Here is a 24490-nt window from a genome sequence, read left to right as displayed (position 1 = left end):
TGGCGGGAGACCGTACGCGACCGACGGAACCGATTGATCTCTCCCGACGTCCACCCAGATATGGGAGCACTCGAGTACTGGTTCGGCACCGGCGACGGCGAGCTGAGCACCTGGACCTCGGCTGCCGATCTGGACCTCGACGGTGACGGCGTGTTCGATGCGGTGCGCCTGGACTTCGACGGCGACGGTCTGTTCGACGACGCCATGTGGGATGTCGACGGCGATTCGGTGGTCGACCGAGCGGTCTTGGACGCCGGGCAGTCGACGGCCCGCTACTTCGCCGACCCGGTACGCAACGGGGTGTGGGCTCAGGAGGTCTCACGTGAGCGGGCTTCTCCGCCCGCAGCGCCGTCTCCGTCCGAGTGGCGGACGGTGGACTACGACGGCGACGGGGAGTCGGACGACGCCGTCGCCGACTTCGACGGTGACGGCACACCAGACGTTGTGCTGACCTCGACCCGCGACGGTGGCCGCTACGACACGGTCCTGGTGGCTGAGGAGGACCCTGGTCGACTGACGGTGCGGCTCGGCGACACCGACGCCGACGGGCGTCTCGACACCGTGTGGCGAGTCAGGGCCTGACCTGTCACGCGGCGGCGCGGCGTGAGTTCAGGCCGATCGCGAGCAGGGCGAGGGCGTAGGTTCCAGCGCCGACGAACACCAAACCGAGTGAGCGCCCATCCGGTGCGACGACCGTCGCCGCGGCGGCCAGTGCAGCACAGAAGGCGGCGTTGAAGACGGTGTCCTGCAGTGCGAACACCTGCCCGCGACGGCCGTCGTCGATCTCGATCTGCATCGCCGCATCACCTGTGAGCTTGATGGTCTGGCCGGCGAATCCGAGCAGCAACGCGCCGGCGAGCAGCAGCGGTTGTGACAGCGACGCGACGAGCGTCGCCTGTACGAGCGTTGCGAAGACGAGTGCGAGGGTCACGGTACGAGGGCGTCCGAGGCGGGGAATCAACCATGGCGTGGCGAGCGCCGCGAGCAGCATCCCGACGGCGGTGGCACCCACTGCGACACCGAACCCGGCCAGGCCGCCGGGCAGTGCACCGCCTGCTGCTGGATGACGCAGGATGAGCACCATCAGCAGCGTGTTGATCCCGAAGACGATGCGGTGGGCGCCGATTCCGATCATCGGCGTGGTCACACCGGGCGCCTGCCAGACGGCTGTCGCGCCGATGCGCAGACCCGACAGCACGGCGGCCACGACGCCACGTGTGCTCGGCCTTCTGGTCCCGGGCTCGGCCGGTCCGAGGGCGTTGAGCGCGAAACCGCTCACGGTCCACGCCGCGATCACTGATCCGGTGGCGCCGACGGCCACCGCGATGCCCGAGCCCAGGTTCCCTGGGCCCACCACCCCGATGATGGTCAGGGCTGTGCCGGCGCCGAGGGCGGAGAACACCGATCCCACGGTTGCGAGCACGGAGTTGGTTGGTACCAGCCAACTCTGGCGTACCACGTGGGGAAGGGACGCGGACGCTCCCGCGAGGACGAAGCGGCTCACGCCGATCGCGGCGAGAGCCAGGACGAGCAGAGGTGTTTCCCCCGCTCCTGCGATCAGCAGGGCTGCGATCACGAGGATGAGGCTGCCACGCAACAGGTTTGCCCACAGCAGGACCGCGCGTCGATCCCAGCGGTCTAGCAGGGCACCCGCGAACGGGCCTATCACGGAGTACGGCAGGAGCAGCACCGCGAACCCGGCCGCGATCGCCAGTGGTTCGGTCTCGCGTTCTGGATTGAACAGGATGGCGCCACCGAGGGCGGCCTGGAACAGCCCGTCACCGTACTGGCTCGCGAACCGGACCGTCGTCAGACGCGCGAGTCCCGGCGAGTGACGCAGCGTCGTGACGGCGATCGTCCACGATTGCCGAATCGACCTCCGTCTGCGCACACCGTGACCCTATCGGGCGGTCTTTGCCGCCAGCTCGTTCTCCCACCACCGGACGGTCTGCAAGGCCGCCTCCTCGAGTGGGGTCGGCGCGAGTCCGAGCAACCGCTCGCTTCGGCGCGAATCCATGACGTACGGGGCCTCGAACTGGTAGAGCATCTCGGCCAGCTCCCGGGTGGGGCCGTGCACCGAACCGATCGTGCGCAGCAGCCAGCTCGGCAGCGTTCCCACCTTCGGGGCGGGGACGTCTGCGGCGGCGGCGAAGCCCTCGACCATCTGCCGCTGGGTCACCGCGGGGCCGGTGGGTGCGTGCAGCACTGTGTTCCACAGCCGCTGGTCGTGTGCCGCCGCGATCATCGCCGCGGCGAGATCTGGCACGTAGGTGAACGAGTGCACGACGTGGGGCCGCCCCATCACCCGAATGGTCTTCCCGTTCAGGACCGCTGGAACCATCCGTTCCCCTGCGTGTGCGTCGCGGACTCGCGGCCCGAAGAAGTCGGACGCGACGACGCTCACCGTGGGCACCGGGTGCGCGGCGCGGGCCGCGAGCAGTCGGGTGCGGACGCCGAGCTTGCCAGCGGTGGCGTCGCGTGGGTTGTCCTCGGTCATCGGGCCGTCGGGGCGGCCGTACGAGTACAGGCTCTCGGGGAACACCACCACGGCGCCGGTCCGCTCGGCGGCGTCCATCACCACCCGCTCGGCGCCCGGAAGTTCCCGTTCCCAAGCGCGAGCGTCGTACGCGGAGCCGTGGATGCAATGGAAGACCGCGGCGGCCCCGTCGAGCGCGGGGGCGAGGGCGGCCGGATTGGAAACGTCCACCTTGCGACGTTCGATCCGGGGATTCACCGGCCCGCTGCCGGAGCGGGTCAGCACCAGAACGTCGTGGCCGGCGTCGGTCAGCTGCTCGGCGACTGTCCAGCCGACGGGTCCTGCTCCGGTCACTACCTGCAGATTCGACATGTCGGGCCCACCTTCTCGAGAGTTTTCGGATTCGAGAGCGCTGCTCTCCTTTTCAGGATGTGGCTCGCACCCCACATTGTCAAGAGCGCTGCTCTCTTTCGTTGACAGTGCTCTCGCGTGTCGGGCAGGGTGGAACCATGACGTCCACCCCACGCGAGCGCGCGCGTGAGCAGACCCTCGCCGAGATCACCCGCATAGGACGCGAGCACCTGGTGGCGCATGGTGCCGCGGCGCTGTCGCTGCGGGCGGTCGCGCGGGATCTCGGGGTTGTGTCCTCGGCGGTGTACCGGTACGTCGCAAGCCGTGACGAGCTACTCACGCTGCTGGTCATCGACGCCTACAACGAACTGGCTGCGGAGGTGGACGCGGCCATCGACGCACTGCCCGAGGCGGACCATCGGGGGCGACTGCACGCCCTCGGCCGCGCGGTCCGTGCGTGGGCGGTGCGCGAACCGGCTCGGTATGCGCTGCTGTTCGGCAGTCCGGTCCCTGGCTACCACGCCCCCGCTGAGCGCACGACAGGCCCGGGCACCCGGGTCATCGTCGCGATGGTGACCATCATCGAGTCTGCCTACCGGGCCGGTGCGATCGAGGTTCCCGAGGCCGAGTTCGAGCCAGGCCTGGCCGTGGATCTGGGGCGGATCCGCAGCGAGATGGGATCGACGTTGCCGAACGAGGTCCTCGTCCGCGGAGTGATGGTGTGGAGCGCGCTGTTCGGGATGGTGAGTTCCGAGGTGTTCGAGCAGTTCGGCGCCGACACCTTCACAGAGCCGGCGGTGCTGTTCGAGCATCACCTCGAGGTCCTCGACCAGATCCTGGGCCTGGTTCAGCGCGCCGGACGTGGTCGACGACACGTCGACTAAATACCCCACGGGGTATACAGTTCGGATCGTGCCGGCCCGACGGTCCGGACGCACCGCTGCCCGCAGCGCGTCCGGCACCGACGCGGGCACGGGACGCAGCCCCTCGACACCACGAATCGCAAGGAGATCCCCGCCGTGGCACTACCGAAGCATTCCGGCTGGTCCATCGAGCGCATCGTGCCGCTGCTCGGTGGATCGGTGGCGGGCGCGAGCCTGCTGCTCGGCCGCAACCGCTCGCCGAAGTGGCGCGGGCTGACCGCGTTCGTGTCGGCGAACCTGGTCCTGTACGGAGTCGCCGGTTGGTGCCCGATGAGCCTGTTCCTGCAGAAGCTCGGCGTACCCCGTACCGCCGCCTGTCCGGTGAAGGCGTGAGCCGTCGGACGCGATTCCCATCTCCCGCCGGGGCGTCGTCGATGAGATGATGACCCGGTGGCGCACTCGGAGGAACCTGAGGACCGAACGGCGTCGGCACAGCCTGTGGTACGGCCGGGCAGTTTGCTGGTGTCGTCAACCGATCTGTTCGAGCCGACGTTCCGTCGGACCGTCGTGTACATGATCGAGCACAATGACGCCGGCAGCCTCGGTGTCGTCATCAACCGCCGCAGCGACACCGCGGTACAGGAGGTGCTGCCGCAGTGGGCCGGCCTAGCCGCCGACCCGAAGTCGATCTATGTCGGTGGTCCGGTCACACGTGATGCCGCGCTGTGCCTGGCAACGCTCCGGACCGGTGCTGATGTCACCGGTGTTCCCGGGCTACGCCGCGTCGACGGTCGTGTCGTGATTGTCGACCTCGATGCGGACCCCGAGCAGATCTCCCCCGCCATCGACGGGCTGCGGGTCTTCGCCGGCTACGCAGGCTGGACTTTCGGTCAGCTCGATTCCGAGATCGAGAACGACGACTGGATCGTGTTGTCGGCCTTGGCCTCCGACATCGTCAGTCCGCCCCGTGTGGACGTCTGGGGTCAGGTGCTGCGCCGGCAGCCCATGCCGCTGACGCTGCTCGCGACGCACCCGGTCGATATCGACCTGAACTGACGGCGTCCCGACCGGACCTGGGTCTCCCCCACCGCCTTCACGTCAACCCCTGAGATCTTGTTCAACGCTCGGACGAACGAGGGCTATCTGATTCTCTCTCCCACTCGCGCATCTCTAGAAATACAGTGGGCGAGTCGAGATCCAGCTCGTCTCCTGTTGCCAAATCGACTCGGGTCACCCTCTTGCTTTCTCGTTCCTCCACGACGTTCTGTGTCGAAGGGGAGAACAGGGTGTTCATGTACTCGAGCGCTCCCGGCGAGCCGCCAGTCCCCTTCTTCTTTCGCCAATAGATCCATCCACGACGTTCCGCCCACAGACCGAACTGGTCGAGAATGATGGCTCCAGCCAATACGGCTGCTACGAAGATCATTACACCCATTGCATCCCATCCTCCCCGAACTAGTGCAATGTCGCAGCTTCATCGTCCACGAACCTTGTTGTAACCGTCCAGGATTACCACCCGGCGGGGTCAGTGCGCGAAGTGTCGAGCCTCCGGGCGGTATGCGGCGCCCCGGCGAAGGTAGCCGCAGACCGTGACGATGTCATCGAACAGCAGACGGGCGAGGTCGGCGTTGAAGCCCTCGCGTACGACGATGCGCAGTACCGCTACTTCCGTGGCGGCGGCGGGCATTGTGTAGGCGGGGACCTGCCAGCCGCGGGAACGCAGCTCGTGGGAGATGTCGAAGACGGTGAAGCCCAGCTCCTCGGCGAGTTCGAATGCGATGACCGGGATCGCCGAGCCATCGCTGATGACGTGGAAGTCGCCTGCCTCGGAGAGCCTGTCACTCAACCACATTGCGGTACCACGCAGAGCCCTCATGATGCGCCGGTACCCGGCGTGGCCCAGCCGCAGGAAGTTGTAGTACTGCCCCACGAGCTGGCTTCCCGGCCGCGAGAAGTTGAGAGTAAACGTCGGCATGTCGCCACCCAGGTAGTTGACCCGGAAGACCAGTTCCTCGGGTAGGTGTTCGGGATCGCGCCAGACTACGAACCCGATACCGGGATAGGTGAGGCCGTACTTGTGACCGCTCACGTTGATCGACACGACACGAGGAATCCTGAAGTCCCACAACATATCCGGATTCACGAAGGGGACTACGAATCCGCCGCTGGCGGCGTCCACGTGTACCGGGACGTCGGGGCCGCCGCCCGCGGCGAGTTCGTCGAGCGCCAGGGCGATCTCCTCGACCGGTTCGAGTTCGCCGGTGTAGGTGGTTCCGAGAATCGCGACCACGCCGATGGTGTTCTCGTCGACCGCTGCCGTCACCTGTTCGGGCGTGATCACATACCGGCCCGGTTCCATCGGCAGGTATACCGGTTGGACGTCGAAGTAGCGGCAGAACTTCTCCCAGACCACCTGAACATTGCTGCCCATCACCAGTTTCGGCTTGGACGCGTCCCGTCCGGCGCCCTCGCGCGCCTGCCGCCAGCGCCACTTCATCGCCAGCCCGGCGAGCATCACCGCCTCGCTCGAGCCGATCGTCGAGACGCCGGTTGCCGCCCCCGGATCGGTGTCCGACAGCCCCGGTGCGTTGAACAGCGCGGCGACCATGTTGACGCAACGCTGTTCGATGGCCGACGTCGCCGGATACTCGTCCTTGTCGATGAGGTTCTTGTCGAACGTCTCCGCCATCAGAGCTGTGGCCTCGGGGTCCATCCACGTCGTCACGAACGTCGCGAGGTTGAGGCGAGAACTGCCGTCGAGCATCAGTTCGTCGTGGATGAACCGGTGGGCGGCCCGTGGGTCCATCGAATCGTGGGGCAGGCGAAGCGCGGGAACCGGGTTCGTCTCGAGTCGACCCGTGTAGGCGGGCGCGATGACGTCCTGGGGTTCGCGATGGTGATGGTTCTCGCTCATGCTCGCCTCCGATACACAGCTGCCTGGGACCACCCGAACAGCGCGCACCTGAACAGCGCAGGCGCGCCCGCACTCATTGAACCGCAGCCATCGCTCAGGCGGGCGTGAACTCACGGTTCGGTCAGGAGGTGACGGCCTCGGGATCCGAGCGCTTGGCGAGCCGCTGCGCGAGCGCGGCGCACACGATCAACTGGATCTGGTGGAAGATCATCAGTGGTAGCACTATCAGACCGATGGGCTGCCCCGCGAACAGCACCGACGCCATCGGCAGGCCTGTCGCCAGACTCTTCTTGGAGCCGCAGAAGATGATGACGATGCGGTCCGGCAGGGAGAATCCGAGCTTCGCACCGGCGAACGCGGTGATCCCGAGCACCGCCGCGAGGATCAACACGCACACCGCCACCACGGCAACGATCTCGATAGCGGTCACGGTGCTCCAGATGTCGTCCGCCATCGAAACGCTGAACGCCGAGAACACCACGAGCAGGATCGAGCCGCGGTCGACGAGTTTGGTCGGTTCGGCGTGCCTCATGAGCCAGTCGATGACGAGCGGCCGAATGAGCTGTCCGACCATGAACGGTAGTAGCAACTGCAGCATGATGTCGATCACCGAGGAGGGGTCGACGGTGGCCTGACCGGTCGTGCTCATCAGCAGGATCACCAGCAGTGGGGTGACGAAGACCCCCAGAAGGTTGGACAGTGACGCGCTCACGATCGCGCCTGCGACGTTGCCCCGCGCGATCGAGGTGAACGCGATCGACGATTGAACCGTCGACGGCACCAGGCACAGGTAGAGGATGCCGGTGTACAAGTCGTCGCTGATCACGGTCGGCGCCAGGATCCGCAGCGCCAGGCCGATGAGCGGAAACAGCACGAAAGTCGCAGCGAGCACCACCGAGTGCAGTCGCCAGTGCTTGAGACCGTGCAGTGCCTCGGCGGGGGACAGTCGCGCGCCGTAGAGCAGGAAAAGGAGTCCGATCGCGATCTTGGTGGTCCAGTCCAGCACCGTCTGGCCAGTGCCGGAGACGGGGAACAGGCTCCCGAGGATCGCGACGGCCGCGATCGAAAGGATGAAGCCGTCGATGTAGAGCCTGTTCAGAAACTTCACCGTCAAACGGTATACGTTCCAGGACCAGGCCCGCAGCACGGTGCCGTACGGCGTTCAAGCCATCGGGCGGTCGCGCGGCGGCGGTCAGGACCGGGTCAGGCGCTGGTCGGCGAGGGTGTTGAGGGCCCCGGCGATCTCCTCGGCCCGGGGCGTGGTGACGGTGAGTCGATCGCCGCACGCGAAGGTGATCACGACGGCCGGTCCCGTGCGTGTGACGACGCCCTGGTCGCCGCGCCCCTTCGACTTGAAGCCCCAGCCGCCGAAGTCCTGGAACGGGCGCACCTGCGCGACCTTCGCGCCGAGCACCTCTTCGGTGCCGTACTCGATCGCCGACATGCCCATGTTCTGCACGCGGATGCTCTCCGCGTCGACGACGAGGCGGAACTGCAGGATTGTCATCGCGAGTAGCACGAACGGCAGGTACATGCCCAGCGGCCACCATGTGTCCGCCAGCCAGCACACCAGCGCCGCCGGTGCGACGAGGGCCGCGCCCGTGGCGGCGAGTTCGCCCGCGCTCATCCCGACCTGGCCGGTGATGGGCAACTCGACGGCGCCCCGGGGCAGATCCGCCGCCGGTGCCTCGGTGGCGGTGGTACGGACGCGATGGTCGCGCAACAGCGAAGCGCCGACCAAGCCCACGATGGCGCCGACGGCGAGGCCGAGACCGATCGCGCCGACGTGCAGGGGCGCGTCGACCACCGTCGTTGCATCGAGTTGCCGCACGGTCGTCGCGACGGCGGCGGCGAGAAGACCCCCGACGATGGTCAGCCCGAGCAGCAACATGATCCGGCGCATCATCAGCCGGGCCTGGGCGAGTGCGGCGATGGCGCCGCAGCCGCCGCCGACGATCAGCACGATCGCCGCGAGGGACCATGCGCTCGTGGTGGGGCTCACGAGGGCTTCCGGCGCGCTACCGGACCAGGGGGTGGCAATCAGTTCGGGCAGGCGGGGTTCGAGGACGTATGTCACCGCGACGCCCGCGGCCGCGGCCAGCACCGGAACGGCGAGACCGAAGATGGCGCCGGCGTGGTCGACGACACGCGGGCCGGTTGGCGGGGTGGTCACACTCGAAATTCAACCAGTCAGGCAGGCTCGCAGGCGCCCTGGAGGCTGCAGGCGCCGCACGAGGTGCCGCAACCGCTGGTCTCCTCGGGCAGTGCACCGGCGGCGCGTGAGCCGAGGGTGCCGCCGACGGCGGCGGTGAGGAGGGCGGCGACGACGGAGACGCTCACCGCGAAGATCGGCAGGATGCCGTCGAGCAGGGTGGCGGCGACACCGCCGATCCCCAGGACCACGGCGGACGCCAGTATCGTGGGTGCTGCGACCTTGTTGGCCAGCGCGAACGCCTCGTCGTCGCGGAGCGATTCGGGGGTACGCACCCCGGCCCAGCGGTTGCGACTGAGCCGACCGGTCAGTCCGGCGATGCCCAGCGCGGCGAGGCCGACAGCGGCGAAGAACAGGACGACAGCGACAATGAGCACGCATCCACGATAAGCCCGGTCCGACGGGCATGTGCCCCCGGGGCCGACCAGCCTTTACCCTGGTTTGCGGAATTTCCGTCATCCAAGTAGATAGCGACCACATTGACCGAGCCAGTTCAGCAAGCCGCATCGACCGACGACTCGACGCCGCAGCACCGCTATACAGCCGAACTCGCCGGCCGTATCGAGCGGCGCTGGCAGGAGCTGTGGAGCGAGCGGGGGACGTTCAATGCCCCCAACCCGGTGGGTCCGCTGGCGCCGCAGGCGAGCGATGCGACGGGGGACGCCGTCAATGTGCCCGCCGACAAGCTGTTCGTGCAGGACATGTTCCCGTACCCCTCTGGTGCGGGTCTGCACGTCGGGCACCCGCTCGGCTACATCGGCACCGACGTGTTCGCGCGCTACCACCGGATGCAGGGCCACAACGTCCTCCACGCCCTCGGCTACGACGCGTTCGGTCTGCCGGCCGAGCAGTATGCGGTGCAGACGGGCACGCATCCGCGGACGACGACAGAGACCAACATCGCGAACATGCAGCGTCAGCTGCGCCGTCTGGGTCTCGGTCACGACGAGCGTCGCAGCGTCGCGACGACGGATGTCGACTTCTACCACTGGACGCAGTGGATCTTCCTGCAGATCTACAACGCCTGGTACGACACCGCGCAAGGCAAGGCGCGTCGCATCCCCGAGCTCGAAGCCGAATTCGCCTCGGGTGAACGCACTCTGGACGACGGACGCAGCTGGGCCTCGTTGGACGCTGTCGAGCGCAGCAGGGTGCTCGACTCGTACCGCCTTGTCTACCATTCGGATTCGATGGTCAATTGGTGTCCGGGCCTGGGGACGGTGCTGGCCAACGAGGAGGTCACCGCAGACGGTCGCAGCGAGCGCGGGAACTTCCCGGTGTTCCGGAAGCAACTGCAGCAGTGGATGATGCGGATTACCGCCTACGCGGACCGTCTCGTCGACGACCTCGAGCACCTGGACTGGCCCGAGAAGGTCAAGACCATGCAGCGCAACTGGATCGGGCGCTCGTACGGAGCCCAGGTCAAGTTCGCGGTGCGGGGCGAGCGGAGTGACGAGCGATCGGGCACCGCCGGCCACGACATCGACATCGAGGTGTTCACCACTCGTCCCGACACCCTCTTCGGTGCCACGTACGTGACGCTGGCGCCCGAGCACGAGCTGGTGGACCGGCTGGTGGCGGCCGAGTGGCCCGACGGTGTCGACCCGCGCTGGACCGGCGGCAAGTCCACCCCGGCCGAGGCCGTCAAGGCGTACCGTGCCTCGATCGCGGCCAAGAGCGATCTCGAACGCCAGGAGAGCAAGGAGAAGACCGGCGTCTTCCTCGGCGTCCACGCCGTGAATCCGGTGAACGGCCACGAACTACCTGTGTTCATTGCCGATTACGTGCTCACCGGCTACGGCACCGGTGCGATTATGGCCGTCCCCGGCCACGACCAGCGTGACTGGGAGTTCGCGACCGCGTTCGACCTCGACATCGTCGAGGTCATCAAGGGAGGCGACCTGTCCAAGGCCGCGTTCACTGGCGACGGACCGCTCGTGAACTCCGACTACTTGAACGGCCGTGGCGTCGCGGATGCCAAGGAGGCGGTCATCGAGCGGCTCGAGGCGGATGGTCTCGGCGTGGGCACCATCCAGTACAAGCTGCGCGACTGGCTGTTTGCGCGCCAGCGCTACTGGGGCGAGCCGTTCCCGATCGTGTACGACGACCAGGGCGTCGCGCATCCGCTACCGGAATCGGCTCTGCCGGTGGAACTTCCGGAAGTCGAGGATTATGCGCCGGTGTCGTTCGACCCGGACGACGCCAGGTCCGAGCCCTCTCCCCCGCTCGCGAAGGCGGCCGAGTGGGTCAATGTCGAGTTGGATCTCGGCGACGGGCTGAAGATCTACCACCGCGACACCAATGTGATGCCGCAATGGGCGGGCAGCTCGTGGTACCAACTGCGCTACATCGACCCGACGAACAACGAGCAGTTCGTCGCCTCCGAGAACGAGGCCTACTGGACCGGTCCGCGTCCAGACATCCACGGCCCCGACGATCCCGGTGGCGTCGACCTGTATGTCGGCGGAGTCGAGCACGCGGTGCTGCACCTGCTGTACGCACGGTTCTGGCACAAGGTCCTGTTCGACCTGGGTCATGTCAGTTCGAGTGAGCCGTACCGCCGCCTCTACAACCAGGGCTACATCCAGGCGTATGCGTACACCGACGAGCGTGGCGTGTACGTGCCGGCGGCCGAGGTGACCGAGGAGGACGGCAAGTTCTTCTACGAGGGCGCCGAGGTCAAGCGCGAGTACGGCAAGATGGGCAAGAGTCTCAAGAATTCCGTTTCGCCGGACCAGATCTGCGACGAGTACGGCGCCGACACCCTGCGCGTCTACGAGATGGCGATGGGGCCGCTGGACACGTCCCGGCCGTGGGCGACGAAGGACGTCATCGGTGCGCACCGCTTCCTGCAGCGCGCATGGCGTGTAGTCGTCGACGAGGAGAGCGGTGATGTGCGGGTCACCGACGCCGAACCGTCGGAGGACACGCTGCGTGCGCTCAACAAGGCGATTGCCGGTGTCAGCGCGGACTACGCGGCGCTGCACGACAACACCGCCGTCGCCAAGCTGATCGAGTACACCAATCACCTCACCAAGGAGTACCCGGCAGGTGCGCCACGCTCAGCGGTGGAGCCGCTGGTGCTCATGCTGGGTCCGGTCGCGCCGCACCTAGCGGAGGAGCTGTGGTCGCGTCTGGGTCACTCCGAGTCGCTCGCGCACGGACCGTTCCCGACCGCCGACGACAAGTGGCTGGTCGAGGACACCGTCGAGTATCCGATCCAGGTCAACGGCAAGGTCCGCAGCCGCATCAACGTCGCGGTCGACGCCGCCCGTGAGGACATCGAGAAGGTCGCTCTGACGGACCAAAAGATCGTCGCGCTGCTCGACGGCAAGGACCCCCGCAGGGTGATCGTCGTTCCCGGCAAGATGGTCAACGTCGTTCTCTAGAGGTAACCGCTGACGGGTTCCGTCACGCGCAGTGAGCGGGTGATGGAACCCGTCGGTGGTGCTCTGTTCGTCGGAGACGTTTCAACAGTCGGATGGTGCGGGTTCTCCGGCAAGCCGGGCGTCGATCCAGTCGAACGCGCCGGGGGTGCCGGTGAACGGGGCGATGATGTGCTCACCGGGGACCTGCCGGTACACAGTGTCGACTCCATACCCGCACTGCTCGTCGAACAGGTTGCGCGCGCCCAGTACGGGGACCCAGAACTCCTGCCCGCCGTGGAATATGTACAGCGGGGTGCCGGACTTGAGGTCCTCCATTTTCAGGTCCGTGTAGATGTCGTGTGCGACAGGAGTATTCAGTGCACTCTTGACGTTCGCGAGGGCTTCTACCGGGATGTGCAGGACGCCCAGGAGGGCGAGATCGCTGATGCACTGGTCCTTCAGGGACGAGATGAGCAGGCGCTGTCCGAGATCGTTGATCAACGGGAGGGTCTCGGGGTGTTCCCGCATGACCCCGAAGAGTGCGGCGAGGAAGTACCCGCTGGCGAGATTGCCGTTCATGGTGCGCCCGAGCATCTCGAAGTCGGCCGGCAGTCCCCCGAGTGCGGCGCCGACGATATCGTCGGCGAGTTCGGGTGCGTACGAGTCGATCAGCTTGACCGCCCCGTGCGTGGCGATCGAACCCCCCGAGTAGCCGGTCAACGCGAGCTTGCTGTCGCCGAACTCCGCCGGGTACAGGTTTCGCATGCCGCGGATGGTGTCGAGGATCGCGCGTCCGGCGACGATTGGTTCCCCGTAGGCCATCCGGGGGCCTTCGTGATCGGTGATAAGCACTGCGTAACCGCGTTGTTCTGCCTGCGTCGTGACTGGCCGGAGTCGTTCGTAGGGGTTCGTCGACGGGGTGATGCCGTGCGCGAGGGTGTACGAGGGCGTGCAGGCTCGCCCGAGTCCGTTGATCGGCACGTTGTTCACCACGACCGGTCGGGGACCGGGACCGGGCCACGGAGCGGCGGGGACGATGAGCGTCGCGGTCGCGAACGACGGCTCGTCGGCCGCGTCGGTGGTCTTCACCTTGAACTGCCGGACCTCGCGTACCGGTTCGCTCAGGAGTTGCCGTGCGACCGGCGTCACGTCGCGGGTCTCGATGACCTCGCCGTTTTCCATCGCATCCAATCCAGGCGGGTACTCGTCGAAGAAGGGTTCACCCAACGGGGAGGGCATCATCTCCGCGCGGAGTGTCTCGAGTCCCGGTGGGTCAAGATCAGGTTCCGAGATCAACGAGCCGACCACGCCCGGCATCCAGGAGCCCAGCGGCGATCTGGCGTACGACGCTGTCCCCAGTGAGCCGGTGACAGAGGTGGTGCCGTTCGATGCGGTTCCGTCCGAGCCGGTTCCGTCCGTCCAGGAGCCGGTGCCGACCGAACCCTCTCCACCGGCGCTGCCGGTGCTGCCGATCGACTGGGCCGCAGCCGTGCCCGTCGAGCCACCCCCGATCGCCCCGCCCCCGATCACCAAGATCACCGCGAGCATGGTGACGACCATTCTGTCCCGGAATCCCCCCCGATTTCCTGGCATGCGCGGCACGCTAGCACCGCCGAGGTGCCGAACAGCGTGCTTAGGCGGATTGTCGGGAGTGTCCGCGAGTCGGGATCACTGCCCTCTGTGGTCACTTCCGACGCGGTATCGGCCTCAACACGATCTCGGTGGGGTGTGCGTCCCCTGGCGTTTCGATGGCGTTGCGGACGGCGCGCGCCACAGTCTGCGGAGTGAGGAACCGGTCGGCGTCGTATTCATCGCCTTCCGTCGCGACGAGTGCGCGCTGCATATCGGTGTCGATCCGTCCTGGGTGGATCGACGTCACCCGCAGCGCCGGCTCTTCGAGCCGCAGGGCGTCACCGAACGCGCGCAGCGCGAACTTGCTCGCCGCGTACGCGCCCCAGCCTGCGTTCACGCGCAGGCCCGAACCTGAGTTGATCAACACCACATGCCCATATGACGCCCGCAGCGCGGGCAACAGTAGCCGGGTCAGTTCGGCGACGGCAATGACGTTGGCCTCGAACGTCCAACGCCAAGTGTCGACCGACGTCTCCTCGATGGTCCCCAACTCGGCGACGCCCGCGTTGTGTACCAACACGTCCAGCCGGTCGATCTCGGCGACGGCCTCCTCAACGGCCGCGTAGTCGGTGAGGTCGACTGGCCACGGTGCCGCGGCCAATTCCCCCGCGATCGGTTCGAGCGACTCGGCGCTGCGCCCACCGAGGATCAACTGGTGGGTGGGGGCGAGCTCGCGGGCGATGGCGGCGCCCAGGCCGCGGCTTCCACCGGTGACAAGTGCTATCGGACGCTGAGGCGGCATGCCGTCAGCGTAGACCGATGATCAACCTGCCGGTGTCGCTCGCAGCCGAGGCCGCCCGGTTTGCCTACAGCAAGCCGAGCAGCGGGGCCTGCTCGAGTAGCAGCCCCTCCTCGAGCAGCAAGGGATCGGGTCCGGTTCGCTCCTGGGGTTGGGTGCTGGGTGCCGAGGGAGTCGATTCGAACTCGCCGGCGGATGCGGTGGCCGCACCACCGACACCGATCGCCAGGGTTAGGGCGGCTGCGGCCGCGACCATCCGGGCGCTCTTCCTGAACTCGTGCCTCATGTCCCTGCCTTTCGATTCGTCCCTGCCTTTCGATTCGTCAGCGCGGATGCCACCCAGGCCGCCGCTTCCGTTGGTGACCAGGGCTGACAAGGGCTATCGACGCTGAGGCGGTTTGCCATCAGCGCAGGCCGATGATCAACCGACGGTGTCGCGTGCACTCGGGGCGCGTGCTTCGCCTACAGCAGCGGGAACCCGAAGTTCACGCCATCGCCGCCGATCCCGAATCCATAGAACAGCCCCGCACCCTCGTCGAGGATCAGCTCGTCCTCGAGTAGCAGGCCCTCCTCCAGCAGCAAGGCATCGGGTCCACCCTGCTCGGGTTGGGTGCCGGGCACCGAGGGAGTCGATTCGAACTCGGCGGCGGATGCGGTGGCCGCACCTCCGACACCGGTCGCCAGGGCTAGGGCGACAGCTACCGCCGCCACCCGGGCGTTCTTCCTGAACTTCTGCCTCATGATCCCCTGCCTTTCGATTCGTCCCTGCTTACGAGTCGTCAGCGCGGGCAGTAGTCCCGTGTTCAGTTTGTTCAGTTCGGCGTCGGGGTCGATTCCCTCGCGATCGGGTAGAGGGATTCGGCGCTGCGTCCAACGGAGATCAATCGGTCGGTGGAGGCGAGCTCGGGGCGATGGTGGCGCCCGGGCCGCGGCTTCCATCGTGGGAAGGGCTATCGGACGCTGAGGCGGCGTGCCGTCAGCGTGGACCGATGATCAAACCGCCGGTGTCGTTCGCAGCCGGGGCCGCGCGGTTTGCCTACAGCAGGCCGAGTAGCGGACCCTGCTCGAGTAGCAGCCCCTCCTCTAGCAGCAAGGGACCGGGTCCGGTTTGCTGCTGGGGTTGGGTGTTGGGCACCGAGGGAGTCGATTCGACCTCGGCGGCGGATGCAGTGGCCACACCACCGACACCAATCGCCAGGGTCAGGGCGGCTGCGGCCGCGACCATCCGGGCGCTCTTCCTGAACTTGTGCCTCATGATCCCCTGCCTTTCGATTCGTCCCTGCTTTACGATTCGTCAGCGAGGGTGGCACCCAGGCCGCGGCTTCCACCGATGCCAAGGGTCATCCGACGCTGAGGCGGTATACCTTCAGCGTAGACCGATGATCAACCGACCGGTGTCGCTTGCACCCGGAGCGCGTGCTTTGCCTACAGCAGCGGGAACCCGAAGTTCGTGCCACCGCCGGGCCCGCCACCGGGCCCAAAGAACAGCCCGCCACCATCGTCGAGGATCAGCCCCTCCTCGAGGAGTAGCCCCTCCTCCTGCAGCAACGCATCGGGTCCACTCTGCTCGGATTGGGTACCGGGCACCGACGGAGTCGATTCCAACTCAGCTGCGGATGCGGTGACTGCGCCGCCTAGACCGCTCGCCAGGGTTAGGGCGGCGGCTACTGCGACCACTCGGGCGGTCTTTCTGAACTTCTGCCTCATGATCCCTGCCTTTCGATTCGTCCCTGCCTTCGAGTCGTCAGCTTGGGCAGCAGTCCCGTGTTCAGTTTGTTCAGTCCGGCGTCCGCGACGGGGTCGATTCCCTCACGATCGGTTCGAGCGATTCGGCGCTGCGTCCAACGAGGATCAATTGGTGGTCGGAGGCGAGCTCAGGGGCGATGCCGGCGCCCGGGCTGCGGCTTCCACCGGTGAGAAGAGTTGTCGGCCGCTGAGGCGTCATGCCGTCAGCGTAGACCGATGATCAATGGACCGGTGCGTGTTGCACCCGGGCGCGCGCCTCGCCTACAAGAGGAATCCGCCGAACGGCATTCCGCCGAACGGCACGGCCCCGAACCCGCCTCCGCCGAACCCGCCTAGCCCGCCTAGCAGCGGAGCCTGCTCGAGTAGCAGCCCCTCCTCTAGCAGCAAGGGATCGGGTCCACTTCGCTGCTGGGGTTGGGTGTTGGGCACCGAGGGAGTCGATTCGATCTCGGCGGCGGATGCGGTGGCCGCACTGCCGAGGCCGGTCGCGAGGGTTATGGCTGCGGCAACCGCGACCACCCGGGCGCTCTTCCTGAACTTCTGCCTCATTGGTCCTGCCTTTCGATTCGTCGTGGGCAGTCCCTTATCAGGATGTCATCAAATCCTCAGGTTGTCACCAAACACCCAGAAGCGTCGAACAATATTGTGCACAACAGAATTGTGGTCTACATTAGTCGCCGTGACCGACGACCTCGCTCTGGACCGGCAGGTGTGCTTCGCGCTGTACTCGGCGTCGCGCGCCACCACCGCGGTGTATCGGACTCTGCTCGCCGAGCTGGGCATCACCTACCCGCAGTACCTGGTGATGTTGGTGCTGTGGGAGAAGGACGGTCGCGGCGTCCAGGAGATCTGTGATGCGCTCGAACTCGACACCGGCACGCTGTCACCGCTGCTCAAGCGGCTCGAGGCTGCCGGGCTGATCGAGAAGCGGCGGCTAGTCACCGACGAGCGGCGGGTGACTATCCGGCTCACCGAGTCGGGTGTCGCGATGCGTGCCCAGGCCTCCGACATCCCGACCCGCCTTGCGCGGGCCACCGGGCTTGCTGCCCCAGAGCTGGAGGACCTTCGTGGCGTCCTCCTGAACATCGGTCGCAATATGCACGCGGCCGAGTCGGGCACACCATCGAACGACGATCGAGAAGAGGCACCATGAACATCCTCTACACCGCCGAAGCACTGGCAACCGGTGAGGGCCGCAACGGCCGCGCCGCGACGTCCGACGGACGGCTCGACCTGGATCTTGCGATCCCGAAGGAGATGGGTGGCAGCGGCAACGGCACCAACCCCGAGCAGCTGTTCGCAGCCGGATACGCAGCGTGCTTCCATTCCGCGCTGCAGCTGGTGGCCCGCCAGGCCGGCGCCGACACCACCGATTCCGCGGTCGGCGCACGGGTCGGTATCGGCCCCAACGATTCCGGGGGCTTCGGACTGGCAGTGACGTTGGAGGTCTCGTTGCCGCACCTCGAACGCGGCGAGGCCCTCGCGCTCACCGAGAAGGCGCACGAGGTGTGCCCGTACTCGAACGCCACGCGCGGCAACATCGAGGTCACCCTGACCGTCACAGACGAATAGGGATGTTCCCGCCGGCCCCGGAGGCACCATGGAGACATGGCGAATCCGGGGCCGGTCGAGGCACTGCGGGAGGTCGCGTTCTGGCTCGAGCGCGGTCGGGCCGACACATATCGGGTGCGCGCCTACCGCCGCGCCGCGGACGTCGTGGCGGGACTGACCGCCGAACAGCGCCTGTCGCGTCAACGTACCGGCGGCTGGACCGCTCTTCCGGGTCTGGGTGCGAAGACCGCGGCGATCGTCGAGCAGGCCATGGCCGGAGACGTACCCGAATACCTATTGGAACTGCGCGATGCGGCACAGCCGATCGGGTACGGCGGCACGCTGCAACCGGCGCTGCGCGGGGACCTGCACGTGCACTCGGACTGGTCCGACGGCGGCAGTCCAATCGACGAGATGATGCACACTGCTGCCGCGCTCGGCCACGAGTACTGCGCGCTCACCGACCACTCCCCCAGGCTCACGGTCGCGAACGGGCTGTCCGCGGAGCGTCTGCGGGACCAGCTTGCGGTGGTGCACGACCTGAACCTCGAGATGGCACCGCTGCGCATTCTCACCGGCATCGAGGTCGACATCCTCGACGACGGTGCGCTGGACCAGGATTCGGGTCTGCTGGACGAACTGGACGTGGTGGTGGCGAGCGTCCACTCGCATCTGCGAGCGGATCGGGGCGAGATGACCAGTCGGATGCTCGGTGCCGTCCGAGATCCGCGGGTGAACGTGCTCGGTCACTGCACCGGCCGCCTCGTCGAGGGGAAGCGCGGCACCCGCCCAGAGTCGAAGTTCGACGCCGAGCGGGTCTTCCAGGCCTGCCGGGACCACGATGTGGCGATCGAGATCAACTGCCGACCCGAACGGCGGGATCCGCCCAGTCGGCTGATCGATCTGGCAGTCGACGTCGGGTGTCTGTTCGCGATCGACACCGACGCGCACGCGCCCGGCCAGCTCGCATGGCAGGGGCTCGGCTGCGAACGCGCGATCCGATGCGGAGTCGACGTGGACCGGGTGGTCAACACGTGGCCGGTCGACGATCTGCTCGCCTTTACACGCGCGTTCGCCGGGTGAGTCGCAGAATAGGACGATGATCGACCCCGGATTCACGCCGACCCAGCTCGCGGCGCGTGCCGCGTACCTGCTACGCGGCAACGACCTGGGGACGATGACCACGGCCGCGCCCCGCCTTTATCCACACATGTGGAGCTGGGATGCGGCGTTCGTCGCCGTCGGGTTGGCGCCCCTGAGCGTCGAACGCGCGGTCACCGAGCTCGACACGCTGCTCTCGGCGCAGTGGGACAACGGGATGATTCCGCACATCGTCTTCGCGAACGGCGGCGACGGGTACTTCCCGGGTCCGAGCCGCTGGAGGTCTCGGGAGCTGGCCGCCCACGCGCCGGTCGACGTCGACACATCGGGCATCACTCAGCCACCGGTGCACGCGATCGCGGTGCAGCGAATCCTGGACCACGCCCGCCGGCACGGGCGCAGCACCCGGGCGGTCGCCGAGGAGTTCCTCGACCGTCGCTGGGCCGACCTCATGCGTTGGCACCGCTGGCTCGCGCACGCGCGGGACCGGGACGGGAACGGGCGCATCACGATCTATCACGGGTGGGAATCCGGTATGGACAACTCACCCCGATGGGATGCCGTGTATGCCAACGTGATTCCGGGTCCGGTGCCGCCTTACCGCCGCGAGGACGTTTCGGTCGTCACCGACACCGCGCAACGTCCCACCGACGGCGAGTACGACCGGTACCTGTGGCTACTCGAGGAGATGGCGAGCGTCAACTACGACGACGAGGCGCTGGCCGACAAGATGAGCTTCGCGGTCGAGGACGTCTTCGTCAGCGCGATCTTCGCACTTGCGTGCGATGTGCTCGCGGTGATCGGCGAGGAACACTCGCGCCCACATGCCGATGTGCGCGAACTGCACTGTTGGGCAGACCGATTCCGGGCGGGTGTCGTCATGACGACGGACGAGCGGAACGGGACTGCACGTGATTTCGATGTGCGCGGTGGGCGGTGGATCGAGACCGAGACGATCGCGATGTTCGCGCCCCTGCTGTGTGGCGGGTTGGACCGGAACACGGAGCGGGCGCTGTTGCGCACGTTCGAGGGCCCGAAGTTCTGTACCCATCCCGACCTGCGGTATGCGGTTCCGCCGTCCACATCGCCGGTTTCCGCCGACTTCCGTCCCCGCGAGTACTGGCGTGGCCCGGTTTGGCCGGTGATGACGTGGCTGTTCTCGTGGGCATTCGCGCGGCGCGGGTGGGCGGAACGGTCGTCGATGCTGCGCGCGGAGGGGTTGCGGCAGGCCGCGGACGGGACTTTCGCTGAGTACTACGAACCGTTCACCGGGGATCCGCTCGGGAGCATGCAGCAGTCCTGGACGGCGGCCGCGGTACTGGACTGGCTCGGTTAGCATGCGATTTAGAAAGATCACCCGGTTTAAAACAATTACCCGGTTTTGAGAATGCTGAGAACTATTTGGGAATGCTGAGAACTTGCTGGCACAATTCTGAATTCCGCTCGAAATCCGCTCGTTCGGTATTTGCGTCGTCTAGTCTTCGGCAATGCCGAGCAACCTCCATCGCTCTATACCACGTGCCGCTGCACTTCTCCTGGCTGGGGCACTGACGTTGACGGCTCCCGCGGTCGCTACGGCCAGCCCGGGTGTCGATGTGGCCTCCTGGCAGCACCCGGGCGGTGCGCCGATCAACTGGGGCCAGGTGCGCGCGGCCGGATACGAGTTCGGGTTGGTCAAGGCCACCGAGGGCCTGTACTACACGAACCCGTACTTCGCGCAGGATTCGTTCGCGATGCGCATCGCCGGCGTCGCGCGTGGTGCCTACCACTACGCCGACCCGTCGACATCCCCCGAGGCGCAGGCGGCCTTCTTTGCGGCCAACGCACTGGCGGTCAACCAGCTGGGCGGGCTGCCGCCCGTGCTCGACATCGAGACCACCGGTGGCCTGGCGCCGCAGCAGTTGATCGACTGGACCCGCCGCTACCTCAACACGGTCCAGCTCCTCACGGGCCGTACACCGATCATCTACACGTATCCCTACTTCTGGCGCACCGCGATGGCCAACACCACCGAGTTCTCGAACTACCCGCTGTGGATCGCGGACTACAACGGTGGAAACGCTCCTGGCCCGCTGCCTGGTGGATGGACGAACTGGGCGTTCTGGCAGTACACCGACAGCGGCCGTATCCCGGGAGTCGCCGCCAATGTCGACCTGAACGTCTACAGCGGCGCGATGGGTGACCTCGACGCGTACGCAAACAACTTCTTCGGCAGCTGACGACTCGGTCTGGCGTTGCGGCCCATCAATCGGGAACAGTCGACGGCATGACAAACCAATTGAGCAGCAAGACCGCCATCGTCCTCGGTGTGACACCGGGCAACATGGGACACGCCATCGCCCGCCGCTTCGTCGACGACGGCGCCGCGGTGTTGATCGCCGGACGGCGCAAGGACGCGCTCGTGTCGGTGGCCGAAGAGATCGGCGCCCAGTGGCACCAGTGCGACATCACCTCGGAGCAGGATCTCGATTCGCTCGTCGCCACTGCGCGAGACCTGTTCGGACGCATCGACGTGGGCGTCAACGCGACGGGGTGGGGGCTGCTCGCACCCTTCGAGGAGACGTCGAAGGACGACCTCGAGAGGATGGCGGCTACCCAATTCGTCGGACCGTTCCAGTTCTTCCAGCGCCTGGTGCGGAACATGACGGACGGCGGGTCCATCATCCAGATCTCGTCGGTCACCGCGTCGATCATGTTCGAGAACCACGCCGCATACATGGGGACCAAGGCGGGAATCGACCACGTCATCCGTTGCATCGCCAACGAGTACGGGCACCGCGGAATCCGGGCGAACTCCATCGCACCCGGCGGCGTCGCGGACGCCCCGATGTCGGCGGGCGGGCTGAACTACCCGCCGATCCGGTCTCTCTATCTTCGTGAGATCCCGCTCGGACGGGTCGGTGTCTCCGAGGACGTCGCGAATGCGGCGGCGTGGTTGGCCGGTGACGAATCGAGCTTCGTCACCGGTCAGGTTCTGCACGTGAGTGGCGGGCAAACCCTCCGCCGCAACCCCTCCATCGCCGACTTCGTCGGTGCGCACGCGGCCGAGCAGGCGTAGCCCGACACGGAGATACGACACAGGGATGGGGTGGGAGACGCGACTCCCACCCCATCAGCCATTGGGGGCTTCTCGGACGTCACAGCCCGATCTGACCCCCACCGGACTTCCACACCGCAACGACGGATGGCCGCGGCTGAGCGCTACCGCCGTCAGGCCAGTGCGACGACGGCGAGTCGATGCTCCCATCGTCGGTCTCGCCGGGGTGCTGGACGCAGACGACGACGCGCTTGTCGTCGATGATCGGGCCGCACGTCTCGGCGCCGACCGGCACCGTGAGGAACTGCTTCGTCTCGCCGCGACGCTCCCCCTCGAGCACGACGGAGAACAGGCCGTCGTTGGACTTCAGGGCGTTGCCGTCGGTGGAGATCCACAGGTTGCCGTACGGATCGAACGCCAGGTTGTCCGGGCACGAGATGGGGCTGACCTGCGACTTGTCGAAACCGCCGAAGTAGGTGTCGGCGGTGGCGGGGTCACCGCACACCAGCAGCAGATTCCACGTGAACGACGTGCCGGCGTGCTGGTCGTCGATCTCGAGGACTTGGCCGTTCTTGTTGTTGTTGCGCGGGTTCGCGGAGTCGGCCGGCGGCCGGCCCGAGGCCCCGCGCTTCGAGTTGTTCGTGAGCGCGACGTACACCTTGCCGGTGCGCGGGTTGGGCTCGAAATCCTCGGGGCGGTCCATCTTGGTGGCACCCACCTTGTCCCCCGCCAGACGCGTGAACACCGCGACCTCGTCGGCGGTCATCCCGTCGACCAGCGACTCGCCACTGCCGTCCTCGCCGGTGCGCAGCAAAGGAATCCACTGCCCCGTCCCGGCGAACACGCCCGATGGCGGGAGCGTTCCCGAGCCGTCGATGGCGTCGGGTTCGTTTCCGCTGAGCTTCGCGACGTACAGGGTGCCGGCGTCGAGCAGGGTCATGTTGTGCCGCATCGCTGCTCGGCTGTGGCCGGGCTGCATCTTGCGGGACGACACGAACTTGTACATGTAGTCGAAGCGCTCGTCGTCGCCGGAATACGCCACGACAGTGCCGTCGTCGGTGACGTGGATGGTCGCCGCCTCGTGCTTGAAGCGTCCGAGGGCGGTGTGCTTGACCGGCGTGGACTCCGGGTCCCACGGATCGACCTCGACGACCCAGCCGAAGCGATTCACCTCATTGGGCTCGGCCGCGACGTCGAAACGGTAATCGAACCACTCCCACTTCCGGCGCGATGCGTTGCCGCTGATGCCGTAGCGCTCGAGACGGGCCGAGGTAGTCGGATCGGCCACCTGTGCGCCGTTGGCGAAGTACTGGTTGAAGTTCTCCTCACCAGAAAGCACTGTGCCCCAGGGTGTTACACCCCCAGCGCAATTGTTGAGTGTGCCCTTCACCCGGGTACCGGTGGGATCGGACGACGTCTTCAGCAGTGCACTGCCCGCGGCGGGACCGGTGATGACGAACTCGGTGAGTGCGGTGATGCGTCGGTTGTACTGACCGAACTGTGGCGTCAGCCTGCCGGAGCCCGTTTCGCCCTGTACCTGGACGACGGACAGGCCGTGGTTGGCCCAGCCGATGCGCACCTGCTCCTCGGTGGGGTTCTCGGCGTTGTAGCCACGGAACATCGACGGCTCAGTGGTGTACTCGTGGTTGACCACCAGCAGGTAGGCGTTCGGCTGACCCGGGATCGGGAGCAGGCCCGCGAAGTCGTTGTTGAACCCGAACTGCTTTACGGCGGCCTCGGCGGTCTGGTTGTCGAACTCGAACGCCGGGGCGTCGTCGAAGATCGGATCACCCCAACGGATCACCACAGCCTGCTCGTATCCGTCGGAAACGACGACGGCGTCCTCCTCGTTGGGCGCCACGGGTGCGAAGACAGTGCCCGGGACCGGCGGTTCCGAGAGCGATCCGGAAGCGGAACCTGTACCGAGCGATCCGAAGTCGAGCCAGCCCGGCGCGGCTGCAGCGTTACCGGGCAGGACAGCGCCCGCACCGACAGCGAGAACCGTCGCCGCTCCCCCACGCAGGACGCCGCGACGTGAGACGGCGGCACGAACGATGTCGCCGAAGTACTCCCCATCCGAGGTGTTGGGAACATCGTGGGCACAGGCATTTCCACACTTGTACTGGCAGGTGATCGTGGCACGCGACGACATTCCGTCGTGCTTGACGAACAACGCGAGGGGTTTCAGGTTCACCGTTGGACTCCCGAGGTCGAGTACGGATACCGGCGGTAGGTTGCCGGCAACGCACGCACCGTAGAAGTCGGGAACGGAGTTCTGGTGACATCCGGATGAACTGCCGGACAACGGCGGTCGGAGGTTCCGTGCCCCGAACGAATGGAAGTCCGATCGAACGGCCGAAGGCCCCGCCAAGCGGCGGGGCCTTCGGTGTCTTGGGGTCAGCTAGCTCAGGATGCCGAACGCGAGGCTGCCGAGCGCGAGACCTGCGAGAGCCAGGCTGCCGTTCGAGATGCCGCCGTCGTCGCCGTCGCCGTCGTCGGA

The 24490-nt window shown here is 66.8% G+C and carries 27 protein-coding genes; 11 read left to right on the top strand and 16 right to left on the bottom strand.

The window, feature by feature from the left end; genetic code table 11:
• The first annotated feature begins 33 nt into the window (after window positions 1-33).
• The gene (locus tag EGT50_RS11355; RefSeq protein WP_235870705.1) at window positions 34-582 is read left to right on the top strand and encodes a hypothetical protein; all 549 of its coding nucleotides are present in this window, start codon (window positions 34-36) and stop codon (window positions 580-582) included.
• Window positions 583-586: 4 nt separating this feature from the next.
• Here the strand turns inward: EGT50_RS11355 and EGT50_RS11350 are convergent, their stop codons facing one another.
• The gene (locus tag EGT50_RS11350) at window positions 587-1891 is read right to left on the bottom strand and encodes an MFS transporter (RefSeq protein WP_127954545.1); all 1305 of its coding nucleotides are present in this window, start codon (window positions 1889-1891) and stop codon (window positions 587-589) included.
• A 9-nt stretch (window positions 1892-1900) separates the two neighbouring features.
• On the bottom strand, window positions 1901-2848 hold the full coding sequence (locus EGT50_RS11345; protein WP_127954542.1) for an NAD-dependent epimerase/dehydratase family protein: 948 nt from the start codon (window positions 2846-2848) through the stop codon (window positions 1901-1903).
• A 137-nt stretch (window positions 2849-2985) separates the two neighbouring features.
• Here EGT50_RS11345 and EGT50_RS11340 point away from each other — a divergent pair, with 137 nt between their 5' ends.
• The 3 genes from EGT50_RS11340 (at window position 2986) to EGT50_RS11330 (ending at window position 4746) form a co-directional block, all read left to right on the top strand.
• Entirely contained in the window at window positions 2986-3711 is a 726-nt protein-coding gene (locus EGT50_RS11340; protein WP_127954539.1) for a TetR/AcrR family transcriptional regulator, read from the top strand.
• A 135-nt stretch (window positions 3712-3846) separates the two neighbouring features.
• On the top strand, window positions 3847-4083 hold the full coding sequence (locus tag EGT50_RS11335) for a YgaP family membrane protein (protein WP_127947496.1): 237 nt from the start codon (window positions 3847-3849) through the stop codon (window positions 4081-4083).
• Window positions 4084-4140: 57 nt separating this feature from the next.
• Window positions 4141-4746 carry a YqgE/AlgH family protein gene (locus EGT50_RS11330; protein ID WP_127954535.1) on the top strand — a complete coding sequence of 202 codons (606 nt, stop codon included), beginning with the start codon at window positions 4141-4143 and terminating at the stop codon, window positions 4744-4746.
• A gap of 61 nt (window positions 4747-4807) precedes the next feature.
• Here the strand turns inward: EGT50_RS11330 and EGT50_RS11325 are convergent, their stop codons facing one another.
• From EGT50_RS11325 to EGT50_RS11305, 5 genes are all read right to left on the bottom strand, one after another.
• A complete protein-coding gene (locus EGT50_RS11325) occupies window positions 4808-5125 on the bottom strand; it encodes a DUF6191 domain-containing protein (protein WP_127954532.1) in 318 nt (105 codons plus the stop codon).
• A gap of 90 nt (window positions 5126-5215) precedes the next feature.
• Window positions 5216-6604 carry a glutamate decarboxylase gene (locus tag EGT50_RS11320; protein ID WP_127954529.1) on the bottom strand — a complete coding sequence of 463 codons (1389 nt, stop codon included), beginning with the start codon at window positions 6602-6604 and terminating at the stop codon, window positions 5216-5218.
• 121 nt (window positions 6605-6725) lie between these two features.
• Window positions 6726-7712, bottom strand: coding sequence for a bile acid:sodium symporter family protein (locus EGT50_RS11315; protein ID WP_127954526.1), 987 nt, complete (start codon window positions 7710-7712; stop codon window positions 6726-6728).
• An 84-nt stretch (window positions 7713-7796) separates the two neighbouring features.
• Complete coding sequence (locus EGT50_RS11310) at window positions 7797-8777, bottom strand: DUF1648 domain-containing protein (protein ID WP_127954523.1); 981 nt, start codon at window positions 8775-8777, stop codon at window positions 7797-7799.
• Between the two features lie 17 nt (window positions 8778-8794).
• Window positions 8795-9193, bottom strand: coding sequence for an SdpI family protein (locus EGT50_RS11305; protein WP_127954520.1), 399 nt, complete (start codon window positions 9191-9193; stop codon window positions 8795-8797).
• Between the two features lie 102 nt (window positions 9194-9295).
• Between EGT50_RS11305 and leuS the strand changes: the two genes are divergently transcribed.
• Window positions 9296-12205 carry a leucine--tRNA ligase gene (leuS, locus tag EGT50_RS11300; protein ID WP_127954517.1) on the top strand — a complete coding sequence of 970 codons (2910 nt, stop codon included), beginning with the start codon at window positions 9296-9298 and terminating at the stop codon, window positions 12203-12205.
• A gap of 81 nt (window positions 12206-12286) precedes the next feature.
• Here the strand turns inward: leuS and EGT50_RS11295 are convergent, their stop codons facing one another.
• The 8 genes from EGT50_RS11295 to EGT50_RS11260 form a co-directional block, all read right to left on the bottom strand.
• Window positions 12287-13777 (bottom strand): lipase family protein, encoded by a 1491-nt coding sequence (locus tag EGT50_RS11295; RefSeq protein ID WP_235870704.1) that lies wholly within the window; start codon window positions 13775-13777, stop codon window positions 12287-12289.
• 91 nt (window positions 13778-13868) lie between these two features.
• Entirely contained in the window at window positions 13869-14558 is a 690-nt protein-coding gene (locus EGT50_RS11290) for an SDR family oxidoreductase (protein WP_127954514.1), read from the bottom strand.
• Between the two features lie 64 nt (window positions 14559-14622).
• The gene (locus EGT50_RS11285; protein ID WP_127954511.1) at window positions 14623-14841 is read right to left on the bottom strand and encodes a hypothetical protein; all 219 of its coding nucleotides are present in this window, start codon (window positions 14839-14841) and stop codon (window positions 14623-14625) included.
• A gap of 176 nt (window positions 14842-15017) precedes the next feature.
• Window positions 15018-15296 carry a hypothetical protein gene (locus tag EGT50_RS11280; RefSeq protein ID WP_127954508.1) on the bottom strand — a complete coding sequence of 93 codons (279 nt, stop codon included), beginning with the start codon at window positions 15294-15296 and terminating at the stop codon, window positions 15018-15020.
• A gap of 295 nt (window positions 15297-15591) precedes the next feature.
• Window positions 15592-15810 carry a hypothetical protein gene (locus tag EGT50_RS11275; RefSeq protein ID WP_127954505.1) on the bottom strand — a complete coding sequence of 73 codons (219 nt, stop codon included), beginning with the start codon at window positions 15808-15810 and terminating at the stop codon, window positions 15592-15594.
• Window positions 15811-15980: 170 nt separating this feature from the next.
• Window positions 15981-16262, bottom strand: a complete 282-nt coding sequence (locus EGT50_RS11270) for a hypothetical protein (RefSeq protein ID WP_127954503.1) — start codon at window positions 16260-16262, stop codon at window positions 15981-15983.
• A gap of 70 nt (window positions 16263-16332) precedes the next feature.
• Window positions 16333-16500, bottom strand: a complete 168-nt coding sequence (locus EGT50_RS11265) for a hypothetical protein (RefSeq protein ID WP_206615801.1) — start codon at window positions 16498-16500, stop codon at window positions 16333-16335.
• A gap of 62 nt (window positions 16501-16562) precedes the next feature.
• The gene (locus EGT50_RS11260) at window positions 16563-16850 is read right to left on the bottom strand and encodes a hypothetical protein (protein WP_127954499.1); all 288 of its coding nucleotides are present in this window, start codon (window positions 16848-16850) and stop codon (window positions 16563-16565) included.
• A gap of 130 nt (window positions 16851-16980) precedes the next feature.
• Between EGT50_RS11260 and EGT50_RS11255 the strand changes: the two genes are divergently transcribed.
• The 6 genes from EGT50_RS11255 (at window position 16981) to EGT50_RS11230 (ending at window position 22011) form a co-directional block, all read left to right on the top strand.
• Window positions 16981-17454 (top strand): MarR family winged helix-turn-helix transcriptional regulator, encoded by a 474-nt coding sequence (locus EGT50_RS11255; protein ID WP_127954496.1) that lies wholly within the window; start codon window positions 16981-16983, stop codon window positions 17452-17454.
• On the top strand, window positions 17451-17873 hold the full coding sequence (locus EGT50_RS11250; RefSeq protein ID WP_127954493.1) for an organic hydroperoxide resistance protein: 423 nt from the start codon (window positions 17451-17453) through the stop codon (window positions 17871-17873). Before EGT50_RS11255 ends, EGT50_RS11250 begins: the two co-directional genes overlap by 4 nt.
• A gap of 36 nt (window positions 17874-17909) precedes the next feature.
• Window positions 17910-18935, top strand: coding sequence for a PHP domain-containing protein (locus EGT50_RS11245; protein ID WP_127954490.1), 1026 nt, complete (start codon window positions 17910-17912; stop codon window positions 18933-18935).
• A 16-nt stretch (window positions 18936-18951) separates the two neighbouring features.
• The gene (gene ggh, locus EGT50_RS11240) at window positions 18952-20289 is read left to right on the top strand and encodes a glucosylglycerate hydrolase (RefSeq protein ID WP_127954487.1); all 1338 of its coding nucleotides are present in this window, start codon (window positions 18952-18954) and stop codon (window positions 20287-20289) included.
• Window positions 20290-20440: 151 nt separating this feature from the next.
• Window positions 20441-21172 carry a glycoside hydrolase family 25 protein gene (locus tag EGT50_RS11235; RefSeq protein ID WP_164873393.1) on the top strand — a complete coding sequence of 244 codons (732 nt, stop codon included), beginning with the start codon at window positions 20441-20443 and terminating at the stop codon, window positions 21170-21172.
• A 47-nt stretch (window positions 21173-21219) separates the two neighbouring features.
• Window positions 21220-22011 carry an SDR family NAD(P)-dependent oxidoreductase gene (locus EGT50_RS11230; protein WP_127954484.1) on the top strand — a complete coding sequence of 264 codons (792 nt, stop codon included), beginning with the start codon at window positions 21220-21222 and terminating at the stop codon, window positions 22009-22011.
• A 79-nt stretch (window positions 22012-22090) separates the two neighbouring features.
• Here EGT50_RS11230 and EGT50_RS11225 read toward each other — a convergent pair whose 3' ends face one another.
• Window positions 22091-24184, bottom strand: a complete 2094-nt coding sequence (locus EGT50_RS11225) for a PhoX family protein (RefSeq protein WP_127954482.1) — start codon at window positions 24182-24184, stop codon at window positions 22091-22093.
• Window positions 24185-24490 lie beyond the last annotated feature (306 nt).

Origin of the sequence: Rhodococcus xishaensis, assembly GCF_004011825.1 — a bacterium.
Lineage (GTDB): Bacteria > Actinomycetota > Actinomycetes > Mycobacteriales > Mycobacteriaceae > Prescottella > Prescottella xishaensis.
The sequence above is the reverse complement of the archived record's forward strand: the minus strand, read 5'-3'. Positions and strand labels throughout refer to the sequence as shown.

Bases quoted from the DNA above. Each gene is read 5' to 3' on its own strand.
- EGT50_RS11345 (WP_127954542.1), bottom strand. From the start codon at position 2,848: ATGTCGAATCTGCAGGTAGTGACCGGAGCAGGACCCGTCGGCTGGACA.
- EGT50_RS11340 (WP_127954539.1), top strand. From the start codon at position 2,986: ATGACGTCCACCCCACGCGAGCGCGCGCGTGAGCAGACCCTCGCCGAG.
- EGT50_RS11325 (WP_127954532.1), bottom strand. From the start codon at position 5,125: ATGGGTGTAATGATCTTCGTAGCAGCCGTATTGGCTGGAGCCATCATT.
- EGT50_RS11320 (WP_127954529.1), bottom strand. From the start codon at position 6,604: ATGAGCGAGAACCATCACCATCGCGAACCCCAGGACGTCATCGCGCCC.
- EGT50_RS11295 (WP_235870704.1), bottom strand. From the start codon at position 13,777: ATGCCAGGAAATCGGGGGGGATTCCGGGACAGAATGGTCGTCACCATG.
- EGT50_RS11290 (WP_127954514.1), bottom strand. From the start codon at position 14,558: ATGCCGCCTCAGCGTCCGATAGCACTTGTCACCGGTGGAAGCCGCGGC.
- EGT50_RS11285 (WP_127954511.1), bottom strand. From the start codon at position 14,841: ATGAGGCACGAGTTCAGGAAGAGCGCCCGGATGGTCGCGGCCGCAGCC.
- EGT50_RS11280 (WP_127954508.1), bottom strand. From the start codon at position 15,296: ATGAGGCAGAAGTTCAGGAAGAACGCCCGGGTGGCGGCGGTAGCTGTC.
- EGT50_RS11275 (WP_127954505.1), bottom strand. From the start codon at position 15,810: ATGAGGCACAAGTTCAGGAAGAGCGCCCGGATGGTCGCGGCCGCAGCC.
- EGT50_RS11270 (WP_127954503.1), bottom strand. From the start codon at position 16,262: ATGAGGCAGAAGTTCAGAAAGACCGCCCGAGTGGTCGCAGTAGCCGCC.
- EGT50_RS11265 (WP_206615801.1), bottom strand. From the start codon at position 16,500: ATGACGCCTCAGCGGCCGACAACTCTTCTCACCGGTGGAAGCCGCAGC.
- EGT50_RS11260 (WP_127954499.1), bottom strand. From the start codon at position 16,850: ATGAGGCAGAAGTTCAGGAAGAGCGCCCGGGTGGTCGCGGTTGCCGCA.
- EGT50_RS11250 (WP_127954493.1), top strand. From the start codon at position 17,451: ATGAACATCCTCTACACCGCCGAAGCACTGGCAACCGGTGAGGGCCGC.
- EGT50_RS11245 (WP_127954490.1), top strand. From the start codon at position 17,910: ATGGCGAATCCGGGGCCGGTCGAGGCACTGCGGGAGGTCGCGTTCTGG.
- ggh (WP_127954487.1), top strand. From the start codon at position 18,952: ATGATCGACCCCGGATTCACGCCGACCCAGCTCGCGGCGCGTGCCGCG.
- EGT50_RS11235 (WP_164873393.1), top strand. From the start codon at position 20,441: ATGCCGAGCAACCTCCATCGCTCTATACCACGTGCCGCTGCACTTCTC.
- EGT50_RS11230 (WP_127954484.1), top strand. From the start codon at position 21,220: ATGACAAACCAATTGAGCAGCAAGACCGCCATCGTCCTCGGTGTGACA.